This is a genomic window from Oceanobacillus sp. FSL K6-2867 (assembly GCF_037963145.1).
In the GTDB taxonomy this organism is placed as follows: Bacteria; Bacillota; Bacilli; order Bacillales; family Amphibacillaceae; genus Oceanobacillus.
This window is the reverse complement of the sequence record NZ_CP150144.1, coordinates 2166519-2183649: the sequence shown is the minus strand read 5'-3', so window position 1 is coordinate 2183649 and position 17131 is coordinate 2166519. Positions and strand designations below refer to the sequence as shown.

At 34.2% G+C, this 17131-nt stretch carries 15 protein-coding genes and 1 pseudogene; 5 read left to right on the top strand and 11 right to left on the bottom strand.

Translation table 11 applies throughout. The annotated features are described in order from the left end of the window. Window positions 1-139: 139 nt before the first annotated feature. The 3 genes and pseudogenes from NSQ77_RS10825 to NSQ77_RS10815 all read right to left on the bottom strand — a co-directional run bounded on the left by NSQ77_RS10825 (window position 140) and on the right by NSQ77_RS10815 (window position 3953). Window positions 140-1006: a fructosamine kinase family protein gene (locus tag NSQ77_RS10825; RefSeq protein ID WP_339230894.1), complete on the bottom strand. Its 867-nt coding sequence runs from the start codon at window positions 1004-1006 to the stop codon at window positions 140-142. Window positions 1007-1643: 637 nt separating this feature from the next. Continuing rightward, window positions 1644-2198, bottom strand: a complete 555-nt coding sequence (locus tag NSQ77_RS10820; RefSeq protein ID WP_339230893.1) for a fibronectin type III-like domain-contianing protein — start codon at window positions 2196-2198, stop codon at window positions 1644-1646. Between the two features lie 1271 nt (window positions 2199-3469). Next, a pseudogene (locus NSQ77_RS10815) lies at window positions 3470-3953 on the bottom strand (nucleoside deaminase). Window positions 3954-4252: 299 nt separating this feature from the next. Between NSQ77_RS10815 and NSQ77_RS10810 the strand changes: the two are divergent. The 3 genes from NSQ77_RS10810 (at window position 4253) to NSQ77_RS10800 (ending at window position 8478) form a co-directional block, all read left to right on the top strand. Next, window positions 4253-4708, top strand: coding sequence for a helix-turn-helix domain-containing protein (locus NSQ77_RS10810; RefSeq protein WP_339230892.1), 456 nt, complete (start codon window positions 4253-4255; stop codon window positions 4706-4708). Between the two features lie 338 nt (window positions 4709-5046). After that, window positions 5047-6009 (top strand): ATP-binding protein, encoded by a 963-nt coding sequence (locus NSQ77_RS10805; protein ID WP_339230891.1) that lies wholly within the window; start codon window positions 5047-5049, stop codon window positions 6007-6009. A gap of 3 nt (window positions 6010-6012) precedes the next feature. Continuing rightward, entirely contained in the window at window positions 6013-8478 is a 2466-nt protein-coding gene (locus tag NSQ77_RS10800; protein WP_339230890.1) for a S8 family peptidase, read from the top strand. A 159-nt stretch (window positions 8479-8637) separates the two neighbouring features. Here NSQ77_RS10800 and NSQ77_RS10795 read toward each other — a convergent pair whose 3' ends face one another. Both NSQ77_RS10795 and NSQ77_RS10790 read right to left on the bottom strand, forming a co-directional pair. Then, window positions 8638-10422 carry an AIPR family protein gene (locus tag NSQ77_RS10795; protein ID WP_339230889.1) on the bottom strand — a complete coding sequence of 595 codons (1785 nt, stop codon included), beginning with the start codon at window positions 10420-10422 and terminating at the stop codon, window positions 8638-8640. 7 nt (window positions 10423-10429) lie between these two features. Further along, a complete protein-coding gene (locus NSQ77_RS10790) occupies window positions 10430-10579 on the bottom strand; it encodes a hypothetical protein (RefSeq protein ID WP_339230888.1) in 150 nt (49 codons plus the stop codon). Between the two features lie 522 nt (window positions 10580-11101). Here NSQ77_RS10790 and NSQ77_RS10785 point away from each other — a divergent pair. Beyond that, window positions 11102-11449 (top strand): hypothetical protein, encoded by a 348-nt coding sequence (locus NSQ77_RS10785; RefSeq protein WP_339230887.1) that lies wholly within the window; start codon window positions 11102-11104, stop codon window positions 11447-11449. 105 nt (window positions 11450-11554) lie between these two features. Here NSQ77_RS10785 and NSQ77_RS10780 read toward each other — a convergent pair whose 3' ends face one another. The 6 genes from NSQ77_RS10780 to NSQ77_RS10755 all read right to left on the bottom strand — a co-directional run bounded on the left by NSQ77_RS10780 (window position 11555) and on the right by NSQ77_RS10755 (window position 16336). Continuing rightward, window positions 11555-12178 carry a hypothetical protein gene (locus tag NSQ77_RS10780; protein ID WP_339230886.1) on the bottom strand — a complete coding sequence of 208 codons (624 nt, stop codon included), beginning with the start codon at window positions 12176-12178 and terminating at the stop codon, window positions 11555-11557. Next, on the bottom strand, window positions 12178-13248 hold the full coding sequence (locus NSQ77_RS10775; RefSeq protein WP_339230885.1) for a hypothetical protein: 1071 nt from the start codon (window positions 13246-13248) through the stop codon (window positions 12178-12180). Before NSQ77_RS10775 ends, NSQ77_RS10780 begins: the two co-directional genes overlap by 1 nt. A 176-nt stretch (window positions 13249-13424) precedes the next feature. Next, window positions 13425-13775, bottom strand: a complete 351-nt coding sequence (locus tag NSQ77_RS10770; protein ID WP_339230884.1) for a helix-turn-helix transcriptional regulator — start codon at window positions 13773-13775, stop codon at window positions 13425-13427. Window positions 13776-14205: 430 nt separating this feature from the next. Beyond that, window positions 14206-14469 (bottom strand): helix-turn-helix transcriptional regulator, encoded by a 264-nt coding sequence (locus NSQ77_RS10765; protein WP_339230883.1) that lies wholly within the window; start codon window positions 14467-14469, stop codon window positions 14206-14208. Window positions 14470-14734: 265 nt separating this feature from the next. Beyond that, window positions 14735-15493 (bottom strand): DUF1385 domain-containing protein, encoded by a 759-nt coding sequence (locus tag NSQ77_RS10760; RefSeq protein WP_339230882.1) that lies wholly within the window; start codon window positions 15491-15493, stop codon window positions 14735-14737. 27 nt (window positions 15494-15520) lie between these two features. After that, window positions 15521-16336: a MerR family transcriptional regulator gene (locus tag NSQ77_RS10755; protein ID WP_339230881.1), complete on the bottom strand. Its 816-nt coding sequence runs from the start codon at window positions 16334-16336 to the stop codon at window positions 15521-15523. A gap of 669 nt (window positions 16337-17005) precedes the next feature. Between NSQ77_RS10755 and NSQ77_RS10750 the strand changes: the two genes are divergently transcribed. Beyond that, entirely contained in the window at window positions 17006-17131 is a 126-nt protein-coding gene (locus tag NSQ77_RS10750) for a hypothetical protein (RefSeq protein WP_339230880.1), read from the top strand.

The following is a 17131-nucleotide window of genomic DNA, read 5'->3' as shown; positions in this document are numbered from 1 at the left end:
CAGCACCCTAATAAGACAAAGAACCTTAGAACAAGATTATCTACTAAAAGTGACCATATTATAATTTAACTTTTGGTTCTCACTGGAGCCACCTCCCTTCTTTCCTTCTTTTATTACTCTATTTTAACACTTTGATTTTTTACTTAACATACTTCCTAACAATCCGGTCTACTGACCCTCCATACGACTCACCGAACATATTTAGGTGAGCAAGCAGATAATATAGTTGATAAAGCTCTTTACGTGTTTCATATTCCGTTGATAATGGAAATACAGAGTGGTATGCATCATAAAACCGTTGTGAAAATCCCCCAAATAACTGTGTAAAGGCCATTTCAAACTCATGGTGTCCATATAAAATAGATGGGTCGATTAAATAGGGGATTCCACCCTTCCCAGTCATCCAGTTTCCACCCCAGAGATCTCCATGCAATATACTGGATTTAGGTTTATCCGGAATCCACTTATCAAGCTTTTCTAGTAATTTCATTAGTTGCTTGTTTCGCTTTCCAGATATGCTTCCTTGTGATTGTCCTATTTTTATTTGCTCCAACAGGCGAGCATCACGATAATAAGTAAGCCAGCTTTTGTGAATATGATTGTCATGCATTAGTTTCCCAATATAACTTTTACCTTCCCAGCCATATCCGGTGATCTCACCTAAATGCATTGCTGCTAGACGCTCTCCTAAGATCTCGTCCGTATTATTTTCTTTCTTCCCTTCAATCCATTCCATGCACAGCATTGGTGTTTGGGTTTCTTTATCCTCCCATACACCATAAACAACAGGAACATCTATCGTTCCTGTACGCCGAATGACAGAAAGTCCCTCTGCTTCAAATTCAAAGAAGGAAACATCCATTTCTTTATTTAACTTAACAAAGTATTCTTGGTGTTTTGCTCGAACATAGTACGCCTCATTAATATCCCCGCCAGTGACAGCATGAATTTCTTGAATATCTTCTTCTTGGATTTGTTTTAATCCTCTTTGGATTATGTCTTTCATGGTATCTCTCCTTGCTTAAAGAAATGAACTGCTTCAATGATGTACATCGTTTACCCTATACTTTAATATAAAACGCCTAATTTAGAAAAAATCCGCTTACTGCTTGTACATGAGGAGGGCAATTTCTCCTTGAAGATTTTACGCTTCTTATGAGGCTTACATAGATACTTTCAATGCCAAACAATTTGTCGATTAGGAACAAATCAGTATGTTGAAGCAAATATGGAATAAGTAGTATGTGAATATACTAAATATGGTTTAAAGATAAATGAAATTAATTAGATGGATCCCAGCCCAATTTTTTATGAGGGCTGGGTTAATTATAGAGGTTAACTTAAGATTACTTGTTTCCCGCTTTCGCATTCTTGGAGACCTAATCCGTGTCTTATCCACCCAGCATGATGGGGCTGGAAAGCAAAAATGTTAACCACAATAAATAAGCCTTGTTCCTTACGAATTCTTTCATTAAATTTCTCTCATCCTTCTTTAACTTTATCATTCCTATCGCCACCTATAAAGGCATCGATAAAAGCGTTAAGCCCGCGAATCCCGGCAAGACTTGCCGAGCTCGCGGGCTCATATTTATAGGATGCCTGACAATTCCTGTAGGTCGCCGATGTCATCCTTATGGTCAGTTCTACCGATTAGGTTTCCCTTTGCCTTTGTCCTTGTTGAGTTTGAAATTCAATGGGAAAGTCTTATCCAGCGGAGTATCTGCCGATGAACCACCGACATGTACGCTGTATTTTCCATCAAGGGTTGCCCATTCGCCATCAGCCCAGTTCTCCAAGTTGTCTGGATCTTCCGGAATGAAATAAGAAAAAGGATGGTTAGAGTCAGCTTGATTAATCCTTATAGTTACGCGCTGACTCTCACCTGGCTTAACGTCAACTTTCTCGAAGTTAACAAGTCGCTTGCTCGGCTGTCCTGCCTTGTTCGGCAGTGTCAGGTAAACCTGTGCGGCTTCTTTTCCTGCAACATCACCGGTATTTGTGACGGTAAAGGATACGTCAATACCAGAAGGCGATCCGTTTTTGCCTTTATTCTTCCATTCCCCTGATCCATCGGCTTCTCTGCGGACTTTCTTCACCTTTAGATTGTCATCCTCAAACTCAAAGGTCGTGTATGACAAGCCGTATCCGAATTGGAAGACTGGTTCCACATTGTTGGCCTCATACCAGCGGTAACCCATTTCAAGCCCCTCTGTGTATTGAGCAATTAACTGATCAGAACCGTCACCATATGCGCCCGGACCACCTGGCTTGCCAGTATCTTGACGAGTTCCAGGGAACTGCTCCTCTGTTGCAAATGCGGCCTCATGCTCAGTAGAGCACCAAACGTCATAGGCAGCTTACCGGAAGGATTTACCTTACCGTAAAGCAGGTTAGCGACGGCATTGCCATCCTCCATACCCGGGAACCATGCTTCAAGTACTGCTGGTATAGAAAAGGATAACACTTATACAAACGACATAAATAACAGCGTTATAGCGAATGATAGCGATATAAAAGGGTTAAAAGAAATGGTACATAATCAAACAGAATTAATATATAAACAAAATGATGCGATTAAGGAACTAACCAATCGTCGGGATCAGATACATTAATAAGTCATTGCACAACGAGACCAATTTTTGTTACAAGTGATTGATGAAAGGCTGGAGGCTCAATGACAAATTGCACCGTCAGAAGAAGAAGCCAAGAAAGGATTTTTTAGTAGGTTATTTAAAAAGAGGTGGGAAAATGACTGAATGGTTTATGTTTGCAGTAACAGCTATATATGCATTGTTAACCTTTTTCTTTTGGATAGCTAATAAAAAATCAGTTGAGTGCCATAAACAAATTTTGCGAATAGGATAAAACTTATTTGTGGTAAGATTTTATGTAATTTACGAGTTAATTGTCTATCTTTAAAAATGACTTTTGGTGGATGTATTGTGAGGTTTATCGTCTTGTAAAATAATATTATGAATAAAATGTTAGTATGACTATATAAGTTTTTTTCGTATTCGTCATTAAACCAACTTAGTTATTTGAGGGAGTTGTATTTTTTATGTGGACGATGTTAACATTCAGTATAATTATAACGCTTTTATTAATTTTGGGAATCAGTAATCATTTATATTTTTTATTGGCAACTTTGGTCTTCGTTTTTTTGGGTAACAAAATAGAAGCTAACATATTTAAAAATGCGAAGAAGCCTAATAAGGCTATAAAAATTTTGATTATCTTATATTTTATTGGTGTATACCTAGCTTTTTTTTACAAATTTTATGAGACTCTATAAAAAACTACATCGTAGCCTTTTATAGAGTCGAATAGTCAATTAAGTTACAGGAACCAGGAGTATTGGGAACTATTATTCTCAATGCTCTTTTTAGATGTCAGCCCCAGTCTTCTATCATTTTAGTGCAGTAGGGAGACTCACCTAATAACAGGCTTAAACATCAAAAGCGTGATATGTTTAATCTTTTTTTGCATAAAACTGACGATGTAGTTCACGAACTTGCTCCGCTAGTTCAGGAACAGGTCCATCTACTGTGGTACCACGAATAACATCTTGAATGGGGAGATTCCGAACACGTGATGGAGTAACGTCCATTTCACTTAACCATTGTACCAACTGTTCGGACGAACTAATATAAACGATCCTACCTAAACCAACCCAGCCGTGGGCCGCAGCGCACATAGGACAATGTTCGCCAGAGGGTATATACTGTCGCCTTGCTTCTTTCTTCAGGTGTCATGTTGCTGGCTGCCCATCTCGCCAAAGCAAATTCCGGGTGTTGGGTATGGTCACCATCTGCAACGTGGTTATGGTCTTCTGCAAGAACATCTCCATTGGCTAAGACAAGGACTGAAGCAAATGGCTCGTCACCTTTCTCCAGTGCTGTTTTTGCTAATTCAATACAACGTCGCAGGTGTTTCAAATCTGTATCACTTATCATAATTGAATCCTCCTTGTTTGCAGAAGACTGATCTTATTAAAAGTCAATCAAGTTTATATAAAAAATATAACATATTTAACTATGCAGAAGGTATGAAATGGTAAACAGTCCGTGGCTATAAAGGACGTATAGTTTCGTGTAGTATTTTTTACTTTTACATCATTAAGGATAAAATAACATAGATAAGACAAGGGTTTATTAATTGGCAACATGGGGTTGCGCCTTGATGCACCTATAACTATCTTTACTTCGGCTATACACTCCCACAATAATGGAAATAAGGAAAGGTGATAACTAACATGATTTTTAATGATCGATTAAAAAAGGAACGGGAAAAAAGAGGGTGGTCACAAACTGATCTTGCTGAAAAAATTCATGTGAGTCGTCAATCTGTTTCAAAATGGGAAACTGGTAAGAACTATCCAAGTATCGAAATTATCATTGTTTTGAGTGATTTATTCGGTATCACGATAGATGAAATGTTGAGGAGTGACAAAGAATTGAAGGAACAAGTAATTCAAGATAGTAAGAAATTAGCATATCCAAAATGGAAAACATTCTTTGATAGTGTGTTTATGTTAGGAGTATTTTTATTACTAGCAAAACTACTTATTTTCGGATTAAATTATTTTGTTGGTACAACTATTATGATTTTAGAAGGATTGCCAAAAGGCTTGGTAAGTTTTGCACCATTAGTTTTAATGGTAATCGGTGGTATTGGATCAGACCAGTTAAAAAATAAATATATTGATTAATAGGAAAAGGTAGCATTATCGCTACCTTTTCCTCTCTGCTTCATCATTATTTATGGTAAGGTTCACCGTAACGATTTAAGGGTAGCTAAAAATTGTACCTACGTCTAAAATATAGTAAGGGAACAATATTCCATCTTTATTCTTTTTTGTTTTGTTATCTAATTGTAAAATTGGTAACTTGTAATTAAACCCGGTAGATATTTTTGAATGGAAAACAACGGCATCTGAAACAGAATTAAATTTCAGCAATACAGCAATAATGCCTAGACTAAATTTTACACTTATTTACCATAATAAGAATAGGTTATAATAAAGAAAAAAGATTGGAGGTGAGCGTGGTGGCTACAGCTGATCAGATAAAAATGTTAATCAAGTCACATTTTGAAAATGACGAGGACAGGTTTAAAACACTAGTATTACAGCTAGCAGCATATGAAGCAAAAAATGGTCACCAATCTTTTGCACGTGACATTAGAGATCTTGTAGAAAGGTCCAAAGTAAAAACAAACGTAATTCCATTTAACAGAAAACTTGATGACCTTATTACTACCGATTTAAGTGAGAAAAAATTGGTTGAACTTGTTGTAAGTAAAGATATTAAAACCCGTATTGAAAGAATTTTATTGGAGTATTGGCAAAAAGACAAACTAAAGAAACATGGATTAAAAAATAGAAGGAAAATATTATTGGCTGGTGAACCAGGTACAGGAAAAACTTTAACTGCTTCTGTCTTGGCTGGAGAAACCAACCTCCCTCTTTGCACAATAGTAATGGATAAATTGGTTACAAAGTATATGGGTGAGACAAGTGTAAAACTACGTCAAATATTTGATTTTATTTCAAGTAATCCAGCTGTATATTTATTTGATGAGTTTGATACTATTGGTACAGAAAGAAGCCTCGATAATGACGTTGGTGAAATCCGTAGAATTTTAAATTCTTTTTTACAGTTTATTGAACAAGATAATTCAGAAAGTATAATTGTTGCTGCGACAAATAACCCGAAATTATTAGATCAGGCACTATTCAGAAGATTTGATGATGTGATTCATTATACATTGCCTTGTAAAGAACAAATAAGAAGATTAATAAAAAATAAAATAGGTAGATATAAAAATAAAAATTTATCTTTAAATAAGGTTGTAGAGAACGCTCATAGTTTAAGTCATGCGGAAATATCTATGGCAACTAATGATGCTGTCAAGGAAGCAATATTACTTGATTTAGAAAACATAGACGAAGATTTGTTAATAAAGATGATTAAAGAAAGAAAGGATGCTTACAAAAGGGGGGATATTTAAGATATGAGTGATAATAGATATGATAACTTATTTGTCAATAACGAGGTAGATTCTGTTCCATACACCTCGAAGGTAACTGGTAGAAATGGCCAATTACCTACTAGAGATCGTAGAAATCATGGACTACACCTGAAGCGCCAGTTAGATCGATTGTGGGAAGAAACAAAAGAAATTGATGAATCTCGCTCTGCTGTATCACTGCCAGTTCGGCAAGGCACTTATATCGAATTTGAAAGCTCACCAGACTTCGATTTAGCCTCAAAGAGTTTAGAGGATAGACAAAAGAATATTAGGTTGTTAAATATAAGACAAGTGCAAAATGAAGAAAAGATAGTAAATAAAGCAACTGTTTTTGTTCCAAAAGGCAAAGAGAATGCTTACTTGAAAAAAGTTACCGATTACCTTGAAGAGGAAACCAAAAAAGGCAACCCTAAGAATCAACCACTTATTAATAGCATCGAAAATATTAAATTAGCCGTTTTAGAATCCTTTTGGCCACCAAGCCAAATTAACTGGATACCTTTGGATGAACCAGAGTGGTGTGAAATATGGCTAAGTAGCCATGATACTGAAATTGAGGAAAGGTTTAGAACACTAATAACACAAACACTGAATCTCCCTATTCAACCAGAAACTCTGCGCTTTCCAGAAAGATCCGTTATGTTAGTAAAAGCAAATCGTAAAGAATTGAAAGAATTAATAATGAGTAGTGCAGATATTGCTGAGATAAGGAAAGCGGCAGAAATTAATAGTTTCTTTATTGAAATGGAAAATAGTGAGCAATCTGAATGGGCAAGGGAACTATCAGAACGGTTAGATATAGATAGTGACTCAAATGTATGTATATGTATATTAGATACAGGTGTAAATAACGGTAACATTCTAATTGAGCCATTTTTAAAAGATGAGGATCGTCATACATATAATAATGGCTGGGGAATAGATGATCACAGTGGTCACGGAACTAGGATGGCAGGGATAAGTATATATGGAGATTTAAAAGATGCGCTTGAATCAAGTGATAAAATTAAAATCTATCATAATCTGGAATCTAGTAAAATAGTACCTTCAAATGGAGAAAATGATCCAAAATTGTACGGTGCAATTACTGCTTCAGCTGTTAGTAACCAAATTATTAATAACCCTGAGAAAAAGAGGATTATCTGTATGGCGGTAACTGCACCAAAATATGAGACTGGAGACGGCAGTCCATCTTCGTGGTCTGCTGCTATCGATGAGATAACATCGGGATATATGGATGAGGAGAAGAAGCTTTTTATCGTTTCAGCAGGTAATATCAATGAAAGTAATGAATGGCAAGATTACCCTGAAAGCAATTTAACTTTGTCTGTTCAAAATCCTGCTCAATCATGGAATGCTCTAAGTGTAGGTGCATATACTGAAAAGACTGAGGTTGAATCAAGACAGTATGAGAATATGGAGGTTGTAGCACCAAATGGAGGACTTTCACCATTTAGTTCAACTTCATTTATCTGGGACAATAAGTGGCCTATAAAGCCAGAGATATTATTAGAAGGTGGAAATGCTCTTAAGGACTCATCCGGATGCTATACATCAGAAGAATTATCATCATTAACTACATTTTATAAACCATTTGAAAGACATTTTGATTACATAAATGCTACAAGCGCAGCAACAGCCAAAGCAGCATGGATGGCTGCTGAAATTCAAGCAAAATATCCCAATGCATGGCCAGAGACAATCAGAGGATTAATGATCCATTCTGCTGAATGGACAAGTACTATGAAGGAACAATTTTTAGATGGTAATAAGAAAGAAGATTATAGGAAGCTATTAAGAATATGTGGATATGGTGTTCCTGATCTAAATAGAGCAATTTATTGTTTAGACAATAGTGTGAATCTAATATTGCAATCGGAATTACAACCATATGATAAAGTTAACGGTTCATATAAAACTAAAGATATGCATATACATGAACTACCCTGGCCAAAAGATGTATTGCTAAATCTTGGGGAAGAAAATGTAAAGATGAAAGTTACCTTATCTTATTTTATAGAGCCTGGTCCAGGAGAAATAGGTTGGAAAAATCGATATAGATACCCTTCGTGCCTTTTGAGATTTGACGTAAATGGAAATGATACTAAAGAAACATTTTTACGCAGAATAAATGCAGCAGTTGAAGCGGATGATGACGATGTAGATAGCTCAGGAAGTAGTGTGAAATGGCTGTATGGAAAACAAAGTAGACATCTAGGTTCAGTACATACAGATGTTTGGGAAGGTACAGCAGCAGAGCTAGCAACTAGTAATCTGGTAGGTGTTTATCCAGCCATTGGTTGGTGGAGAGAAAGAGCCTGGTTAGGCAAATGGAATAAAAACATTAGATATTCACTAATTGTTTCAATTACAACAGAGGAGGAGACTGTAGATTTATACACTCCTATCGCTACAAGCATTAAGACAACAATCCCAATTGAATATTGAGATATAACAAGCCATATACCAGCAGAAAAGAGAATAAGAGAATCGGGGGTTTCCTGGTGAGAAACACTATGATACCCCCCTCTTATAATCTCAGTCTTTCGACACTTGGTAATATAAGACATTCTAATGTGATGTGTAAATAGAATGTAAACAACACATTTATATATATACTTTCTCCTTATTTAGCTCAAGAAGATATTTCTTTAGTTTATCTGTTGTTTCTTTTCTTTCAAATACCTTTCTATCTTCTAAATCTAAACCTTCATTTCCAATCATTTGATTAATGTGATTTATAGCTTCAATAATTAACTGATTAGCTTTGCTCTCGGTATTAATTTTAATAACTATATCATTCGAAAATTTATAGATATCTTTAGAATTCAAATATTTAGATGTATTACCGGATAAATATTTCACCGTCATTAAAATATGCCATCTCATTCTTGAAAACTGTTTAAAATCCCGATTCTTTCTAAAGAAAGTCTCTATTCTATATAATAATAACGCACTTGCATAATAAGGCTCAGCATAATCGCTCTCTTGAAAAATATCACCTTTAACCTTTTTAGCAACAGTCCCATAATGCCCAGATACACCATGTGGATTATCTAATACCATGGAAGTAACTGCTTTTATTTGTTTAGGGATATTAATTATCCTTGTTTGAGGAACTGCATCATTCCTATATTGATTAGATCGTCTTTCATAATAAATGCAAACATCGTAATCATTTGTTTTCTCTTGCAAACTATTTTTGGAATTATAGAATTCCTCTAGCATTTTATGGAAGTTACTTAATGAATCTAACTGCTCAGGTTTTAACCCTGTCTGACTATTTGTCGCTCTTACTATTTCATTCTTAGTATCTTCATCTTTTGTAGAAATAATTCGAATTGGTAATGAGATACTCTTTTCTTTTAAACTACTATAATTGTCGAAAATCACATTACTTGTCTGGCAGCCATTCACAATTTGGTAGTTAATTAAATGGAACTTTTCCCCTACTGGTTTTATTTCATCAGCTACAACAGTTACCCCATTATTTAATATACCAAAAAGTTGTGCTTCCTCATTCTGGAGCCTATCCTGCATATTACTATTTACTTCGTTATTTTCTATACCAAGATAATCCCGTATATTGTCTTCAAACACATTTTTAACCCCTGAAGTTTCCTCATCAAAGAGTAAATTCATATATTCACTAATATCAACTAAACCAAAATATGCTGATGTTATTTTATCTCCATCATATGAGTACGATACATTTTTTGGAAAGCGAAAGGATGCTTCTAAATCAGCATCAATTTTTCTATATAATCTTTGTATCTCTTTAACACCAAGCGGGGTGAAGGTTATATTTTCAGAAAGAAGACCTGTGTCATTTAGAGATTTTACTCCATCTTTTATCGTCTGATTTATATCAGCACTAATTTCAGTAGTTGGCGATGAATTAGCATAATACATTATACAATTAGGGTTGCCTTTCCTAAATAGATGGGAGTTATTATATATAATATTTTTCAACTCCCAAAAATTCTCTAGTTCATTAATTGAACAGTCACCTTCAGAAATGAATTTTTCAACGTTCTTTAAAAAGTAGTTAATATCTGCATCAGAAAAATTGGAGGATGTCTTAGATTGAACAAAGATAAAATCTACTGAAAGTATGTTATTGTTATTGATTAATACATTTAGATCTTCTTCGCTCAAGACTAACTTATTGTTTACTAGGATTGCTATTCCATCAATTGCTTTAGCGGTCCCTGTATCCATATCTTGAAAGTTTCTCTCTGAATCAATAACATGGTTATTTAAAACACAGTAATTAATAAACTGTTCAAATAGCATTTCTTCCTTTTCTTCACCTAATTCAAAGTTGCTTTTGAATTGACTTAAAAAGTTCTTAACGATTAAATTTTTCATATAACCAAGCCTTTCTACCATTTCTCTATTAATCCTTCAAAAATACATCTAGGCTAAAGTACATGTATGCAAACAAACTAAAATACGCAGATGCAATTGCAATTTTAGTGCCTGCTTTTATTTCAGCTTTTAGCATAAGGGTGTTTTCTCCCTTATTATCTGCCATCTTAAAATCCATATTATTAGCCATCATATAAACATGTCATAAAAGGAGTTTACTAAGTCTATTTTACCAGTTTTTATTAAACAGTCCATAATAACTATACCACTGTATAGTAGAATAAAAGGTTAACTCCTCACTTCTTTTCGGAGGTTTTTCTTATGGGAAATGGAAAATAGTTAAATTTTTCTGGCCCTACTAGGTATTAGTTTCTATTTTACTTAATAATATTAATGCCCCGGGTATGTCAATCTAAAGAGTAAACTCTCCCGCTTTGATTCTGGAGCCCTTCGGGTGATGAAGGACCGTCCTTCTGACACAGATGACAGCAACACCCCGAATATTCGATTTGAAACAGATCTTTCAAACCTTCCCCTCATACTTTCTATTGAGTTAAGTAGAATTCACTTATTTCATTCTTCTAGCTTTGTTCTACATCATTACGAAAGGAGGCTACAGGATCTATCCCATACCCATACTCATTCAAACATCTATAAAGTAGCATTATAACAACAGAACCATTGAAAGGATGAACGATTCATGCATACTTGTCATTTCTGTCACTCTTGCATTACTGAAGCTTTTGTAGGTTCAAAAAACGAAGGGAAGGTTTACTCCTGTTTTAAATGCTTTATTCAAACACTAAAACCTTCTAAGTTTGATGAAGAACTTGTTTACTACCCTATGTTTGGCATTCGTAAAATTCAACCTGAGGATTCCATTGCCTTTTATGATAAAGGAGGCTACGAACTTGCTAGGGTTTATTTAAAGTCCTATAACGAAGGGTTTTTAAGCCACTTGAAAGAAGCACTAATTCAAGATAAGGAGATACCAACTGAGGATATTACATTAGTCATTGAACCTTATAATATCCAATTAAAAGAATAATAAAAAAACGGGCAATGGTTGCCCGTTTAAGTCTACTTATTGACTTGTCCACTTTTTTATACAATTAAGGGAATATTATTCCCCAATTTAAATACAAGTTCTTTATTACTCTAGTAGACTTTGAAGGCCTTCTCGATCATAAGTTTGTTTCTCTAATAGATAAGGGATCAATATAGCAGCTTGGTATTTATTGATTTCCTCTATATTTATTCGAAGTACTTGCTTTTTCTTTTTTAGTTTATTCTCAATAAGCTTTATCTGTCTCACAGTAGGTTTCTCACTAATCCATTTTGTTTTATGGTTAAGCACCATGCTCTTTTTAGCCTCTTTTATAAATGATAAAGCTTTGCTATTATTGGATTTATAGTGGAAAGGCACCTCTTCAAATAACTGCTTCTCAATTTGATACTCAGGTGTTTTCAAGTGCATATGGCTATAAATAAAGGGCGTACGAAGATCGATATACATGGCGATATCCTTAACCAGTTTCTTCTTATCAACTTGTAAAAGAGAATTATTTAGTTCTTTCATAAGAGCCAAATACTCGTAACAATTTTCGGCTGTTCTCTTGCGATTAAACCCTTTTAAATATGATTCTGGTGTCGTGCGTTGCATTAGAGTTGGTTCTATTATAAATTGCTTCAACCAACGGCTCACAATCCTTTTTAAATTCACCTGATCCTTCTCAATTAAATATTCAAACATTCTATCAATCCTTTCTACACTCATTATTTATTCTCGGTTATCTTACTAGAATCTAATGAATTTATCGGATTAGGGATATAATCGATTCCCCAGTCCTTAGGAATCGCTACAGGATTGACTCCTATTTCTTCACAGACCTTTTCATAGCTTCTAAAAGTATCCAAGCAGCCTTGAACAACTGTTTGTGTGCGACCTAATGTTGTTCCATCAACAAACTGCTTTTTTGCGTTAGTCATTCCCTTAGCCTGAGCAATCAGCTTGAGCCAGTTCTTAATATTTTTCTTTTTCCTCGAACCTAAATCTGTTGACTCTATTCTTTTTAAAACCTGAGCTAATGAGTAATAATCTCCTCTTCCAATCACTTTGTCGTAGTAAGAAAAAAAGGCCCATTCGGCAATATCTGTACGTAAGTAGTCATATAAATTACTTTTTCGAGGTAAGTCAAATTTTTCTCTTATATGCTTTAATTTTTTGTGATTTAAGCACTGTACTTCTATACGATAAATATTATGAGCTTCTTCTAACAGATGGTTATCAAAAGAGATGTTATCTACCTTTTTAGTAATATGATCGAGCTTGTCATAATAATTTAATATCACACTTTTAGACTTTCTGTACGAGCTTCCAGACTTGTCAATAGTCTCTTTAAAACGATATGGGTCTTTTCCCTTCTTAGCTAACTCGACACACTCTCTTACATACTCAGAAGTTAAATTCTTGGTAAAATCTATACGCGAGACAAACCACCGATCTGATTGAGGTAGTGTACTTGATATAATTTCAATGGATTCATCTAAAACTGGTCTTAGCCTTTCTACCGAACCAAATGCACAATCAAAGACATTAATCGTTCTCCTTCCAGCTATTAAAGACTGAGGTTCCACTCTAAGGTAAAATCTGTAACATTCGTTACCAATATAAGAAATAGACACTGCTATCAAACCAGGAATACTTATAGGAATATCTATAGTGTTCTTCTTCCTCTTTGACTTAACAAGCAATTCTTGTATTTCATTTAGCTCATAATGTTCTACAAGAACCTTAATGACCTTTGTTTCGTTGGTTATGTGGTTCAATTCAAATGTATGGACCATGTAATCACCCCTATTATTAAATTATCCGGATAAGAGTATTATCGCTGTAACCCTTGAAAATACAGCAATAATACTCTTATTAATGGTTGGTAATTTTCGCATCATACTGTGATTCTTTTTTCTTTACCGCTTTTACTTTGCTTTATTCAGTGCTTTTTAATAATTTTTTCCCTTTCTTAAAAACTACTTGAATGTATCTCTTGTTCCAACTTTAATACGTTTTGTTCCCAGTTCTTTATAATCCCTGGATGTGCTTTAAGGAAACCATATATAATCTGTAGTTTATCAGGTATACACTCCACCTCTACCTTAATAGAACGAATAGGATTACTTGACTTAAAGAAATAAGCATATGGTCGATCAAAGATCTCCATGAACATAATTAATTGCTCTGCCTTTACTTTAGTTTTTCCTGTTTCTAAGCGCCAGTATGCTGATAGATCCATATCCATACATTTTGCCATTTCTTCAAGTGTTAGTTTCTTTTGTCCTCTCGCTTCTCTTAGCTTATTGTGATTAAATTTCATAACATCAAATCCTTCCATTAGCTTCTAATAGGTTTATTACTCGGATTTTTAGTTATATACTACGTTTTTTTTGAAAAATGCTAGTTGAATCGCAAATAAATAGTATTACCCCTGGAATTTGCTTATCTCTACATGCTCAGAAATTCATTTGCTTTTAAGATTCATAGATGTCGAGAAATCAACGTCTAATAATCCCTTTATTTTCAAGGATTTATCACTTGAATTCCGCCTTTATAAAAACGTTGATTTTATCATGTTTTCTTCGTTTTTATATAACGATACAAATTTCCCTGTTTACACCTAGTTTGAGGGGTATTTCCGCTAACATCTGTTTCGTTTTGTTACAGGACTATCCTAAATATCATTCTGCGGATATCCCTCCGAATTAGTTAAGAAAACATAAGGTGGCTGTTATCTAACTATCCCTTTACTATCTGATTCCAATACTTTCTAGTAATCTATTAAGGGCTCTATGCGTTTCTACCTTTTCTAGTGTCAACTCATAAACCTGAATTATTAACTTCGCTTCTTTGACTGGCTCCCCGTGCTCTAACCTGGTTATTCTTCCGTAGTCCACTCCCGTTTCTCGAGCAATAAATGCTTTTGTTAATCCTAACTTTTCTCGCCACTCTAATAGGTGTTCACCTTCCTCTATCCACTTTTGTCTCATACTTTCTGTAAAGTTATTTTCCATCTAACCTTTCCTCCTTCGATATTTTTACATTAAAAAACGCCCAGTACGTCAATATATAGTTGATAGCACAACGAAAGAGTTGGACTACCTATACTTGACGCCTGAGCGTTTTATCTAAAAGTGTTTTATAATATATAATTTTTCTATTCGTGGAATTTATCGTACAAGAATTATCACAAAAGGTCAATACTTTTTATTTTTCAATAGTAGATAGCCATTATACATTTTGGGATTGGATTTATAATAAGTATGTGACTATGCCTTGTTATAAGTCTCTTTCTGCTTTTAGAAGCGCTTCATATGAGGCTATAGCAACTTCTAAATGTTTTTTTGATGGCTTTGATGTAAATAAATAGTATTGGAAAAAGCCCCCGAGCCAATAAAAAGGTACCAAAATTCTCGATTGAATAAGAAATACTTCATATCCCAAACAAATACTAAGTATAGTTAATGCAATAAAGTCGAAAACAAAAAAGGAAAGTATGAAAAAGATAATAAATAAAAAGACCACAAAATTTGTTCCACAATGGGCGTGGATCCTCGACTGTTTATCTACATCTGATATATCTAGGCTAGACAATGTATTATACGATGTATCCGTCATATGTTCAGCCCCATGATACTTACCAAGGTTACTAAGTTTGATAATAACTCCAAAAGCAACCAATACAATAGCTGCTAGCAATAGAAAGTGGTGTTGGATTCCTTCAACAACAGTCGAGAAAAGGGATAATGAGGAGCCTCCAGAGATCCTTTCACTACTACGACTTGCCAACAAGAGAAAAGTTAAAAGCAGAAAAAAAACTATTAGGTAGATTTTCCACATAACAATCATAGGTCTTACAAATAAGTATAATCCGCGAATGAATGGTATTCGACTAATTGTTCTTTCAAATTTAGGGGCTATCTTTCTCCTAGAAACTTCAATATTAATAGTTCCATCATTTTTTCTTATCGCTTCCGAGCTGAAATTCTCAGAAAAATAAACCACACTATTAAAGCCTGCTGCACCACCTTTAATCATCGACATGTTAGCCTCCAAAGATCATAATCAAACTATTTCTAAATTGTCATGAATATCTACACTTAACAGCTTAGTAGCATGTAAGAATATGTGTTGACATGTATCATATTCTATTCTAGTTTCGTCGTGAAATTTATTGAGTTCCTTTAACAATAGAGTCAGCTTTCTTATCAAGGGGTTACTTTTAGATTCAGTATCATATTTAACCCTCATTAGGCTACACATGATGAATTCATCAATCTTTTCAGTAATAAATGGTCTGTTTCTGTTAAAATCAATGTTGAAAATAAAAGCTTCATACCCCTTTACAACATCTAGATCCCAAAATTCCTTTTCAGATTCCAGTTCAAGTGTAGAAAGTTCAATTACTGAATCAATTACATGGGCCTGATATAAATAATAATCATACATGGCCTCCAATGTTTCATTTTGATGTGGATATAAATTGATACCATCTGTTATTTCATTAAGTAATTCTTCATATTCATCTGATAATCCAAAAATGCTGTGACAACAAATATAGAAGAATTGTTTTGTAGCAACATTATTAGCTGTACAATCATAGTTTCTTAGGACTTCAAAAGTCTTTTGTACACATTTCACTTTTGAAGATGTATTATTGATAAACGCTTCAAGCGATTTAATATCAGTATATGGAATTTTTATATCTCTTTTTAAACCATCATACATTTTTATCAATTCTATTAGTTCATCGGTAAATACATAATAACCACTATTGTTCTTCTTCGGATTAATAACTTGCTGTTTTATCATCACATTAATCCGGTTTTTATTTACCCCCGATAACTTAATCGCATCTGCCATTTTATATTTATTAGACATAAATTCATCCCCCATTTAATTATAGGATTATACATAAATGTTAACTGTAATAGTGGTATCACAGTCAAGGAAATACTTGTTATTAAAGTTCAAACATAAAAACATCTAAGAATCAAAATCCAGGCAAACATCGCTCACTTATCAACCACTTTCAGATTGAGTTAATATTTCCATAAAAATTTATTTATTGACAAAAAATTTTACCTTGTATAAAATCAAATTAATATTAACGAGAGATATTTTCCACTCTGTCTTACACTTTAAAACTGGGCAAGGTAATCCTCACTGGTCCTACTCCCTCAGTTTAGAAAGGACATAAGAATATCCTCTACACAACTAAGACAAAATGCTATTACAATAATCCACACTCTATATAGCAACTCTGCTATTTCCTAAACTTGTTAAATCCGAATCCGTTAATTTCGAACATTAATTAGGTTAACAATATAATACACACTATTATTATATTCTTTTAAATATAATAAACCCTAATGATAAAACGTAACTCTACGTATAAGACACTTTGCTTTTTCTAGAACTGTCATTTTATACGTGGTAACGTTTTATTTTTTTATAAGAGTTTGGCACTCCTAAATGGTCCGGCTCCCTCTTAGAAAGCGTACCCGCCGACAGTAACTTAATTTATTAATTAATTTCGGAGGGTTCGATATGAACAAAGATACTGATCAAACTACTAAAGCAGAGAACGCAGGAAATATTGAAATCATTTCATCTCTTATTTATAAAGCTATTTCTATTAAGTTGCTTTCTGAACAAAACGAGGAGCGTGAATAA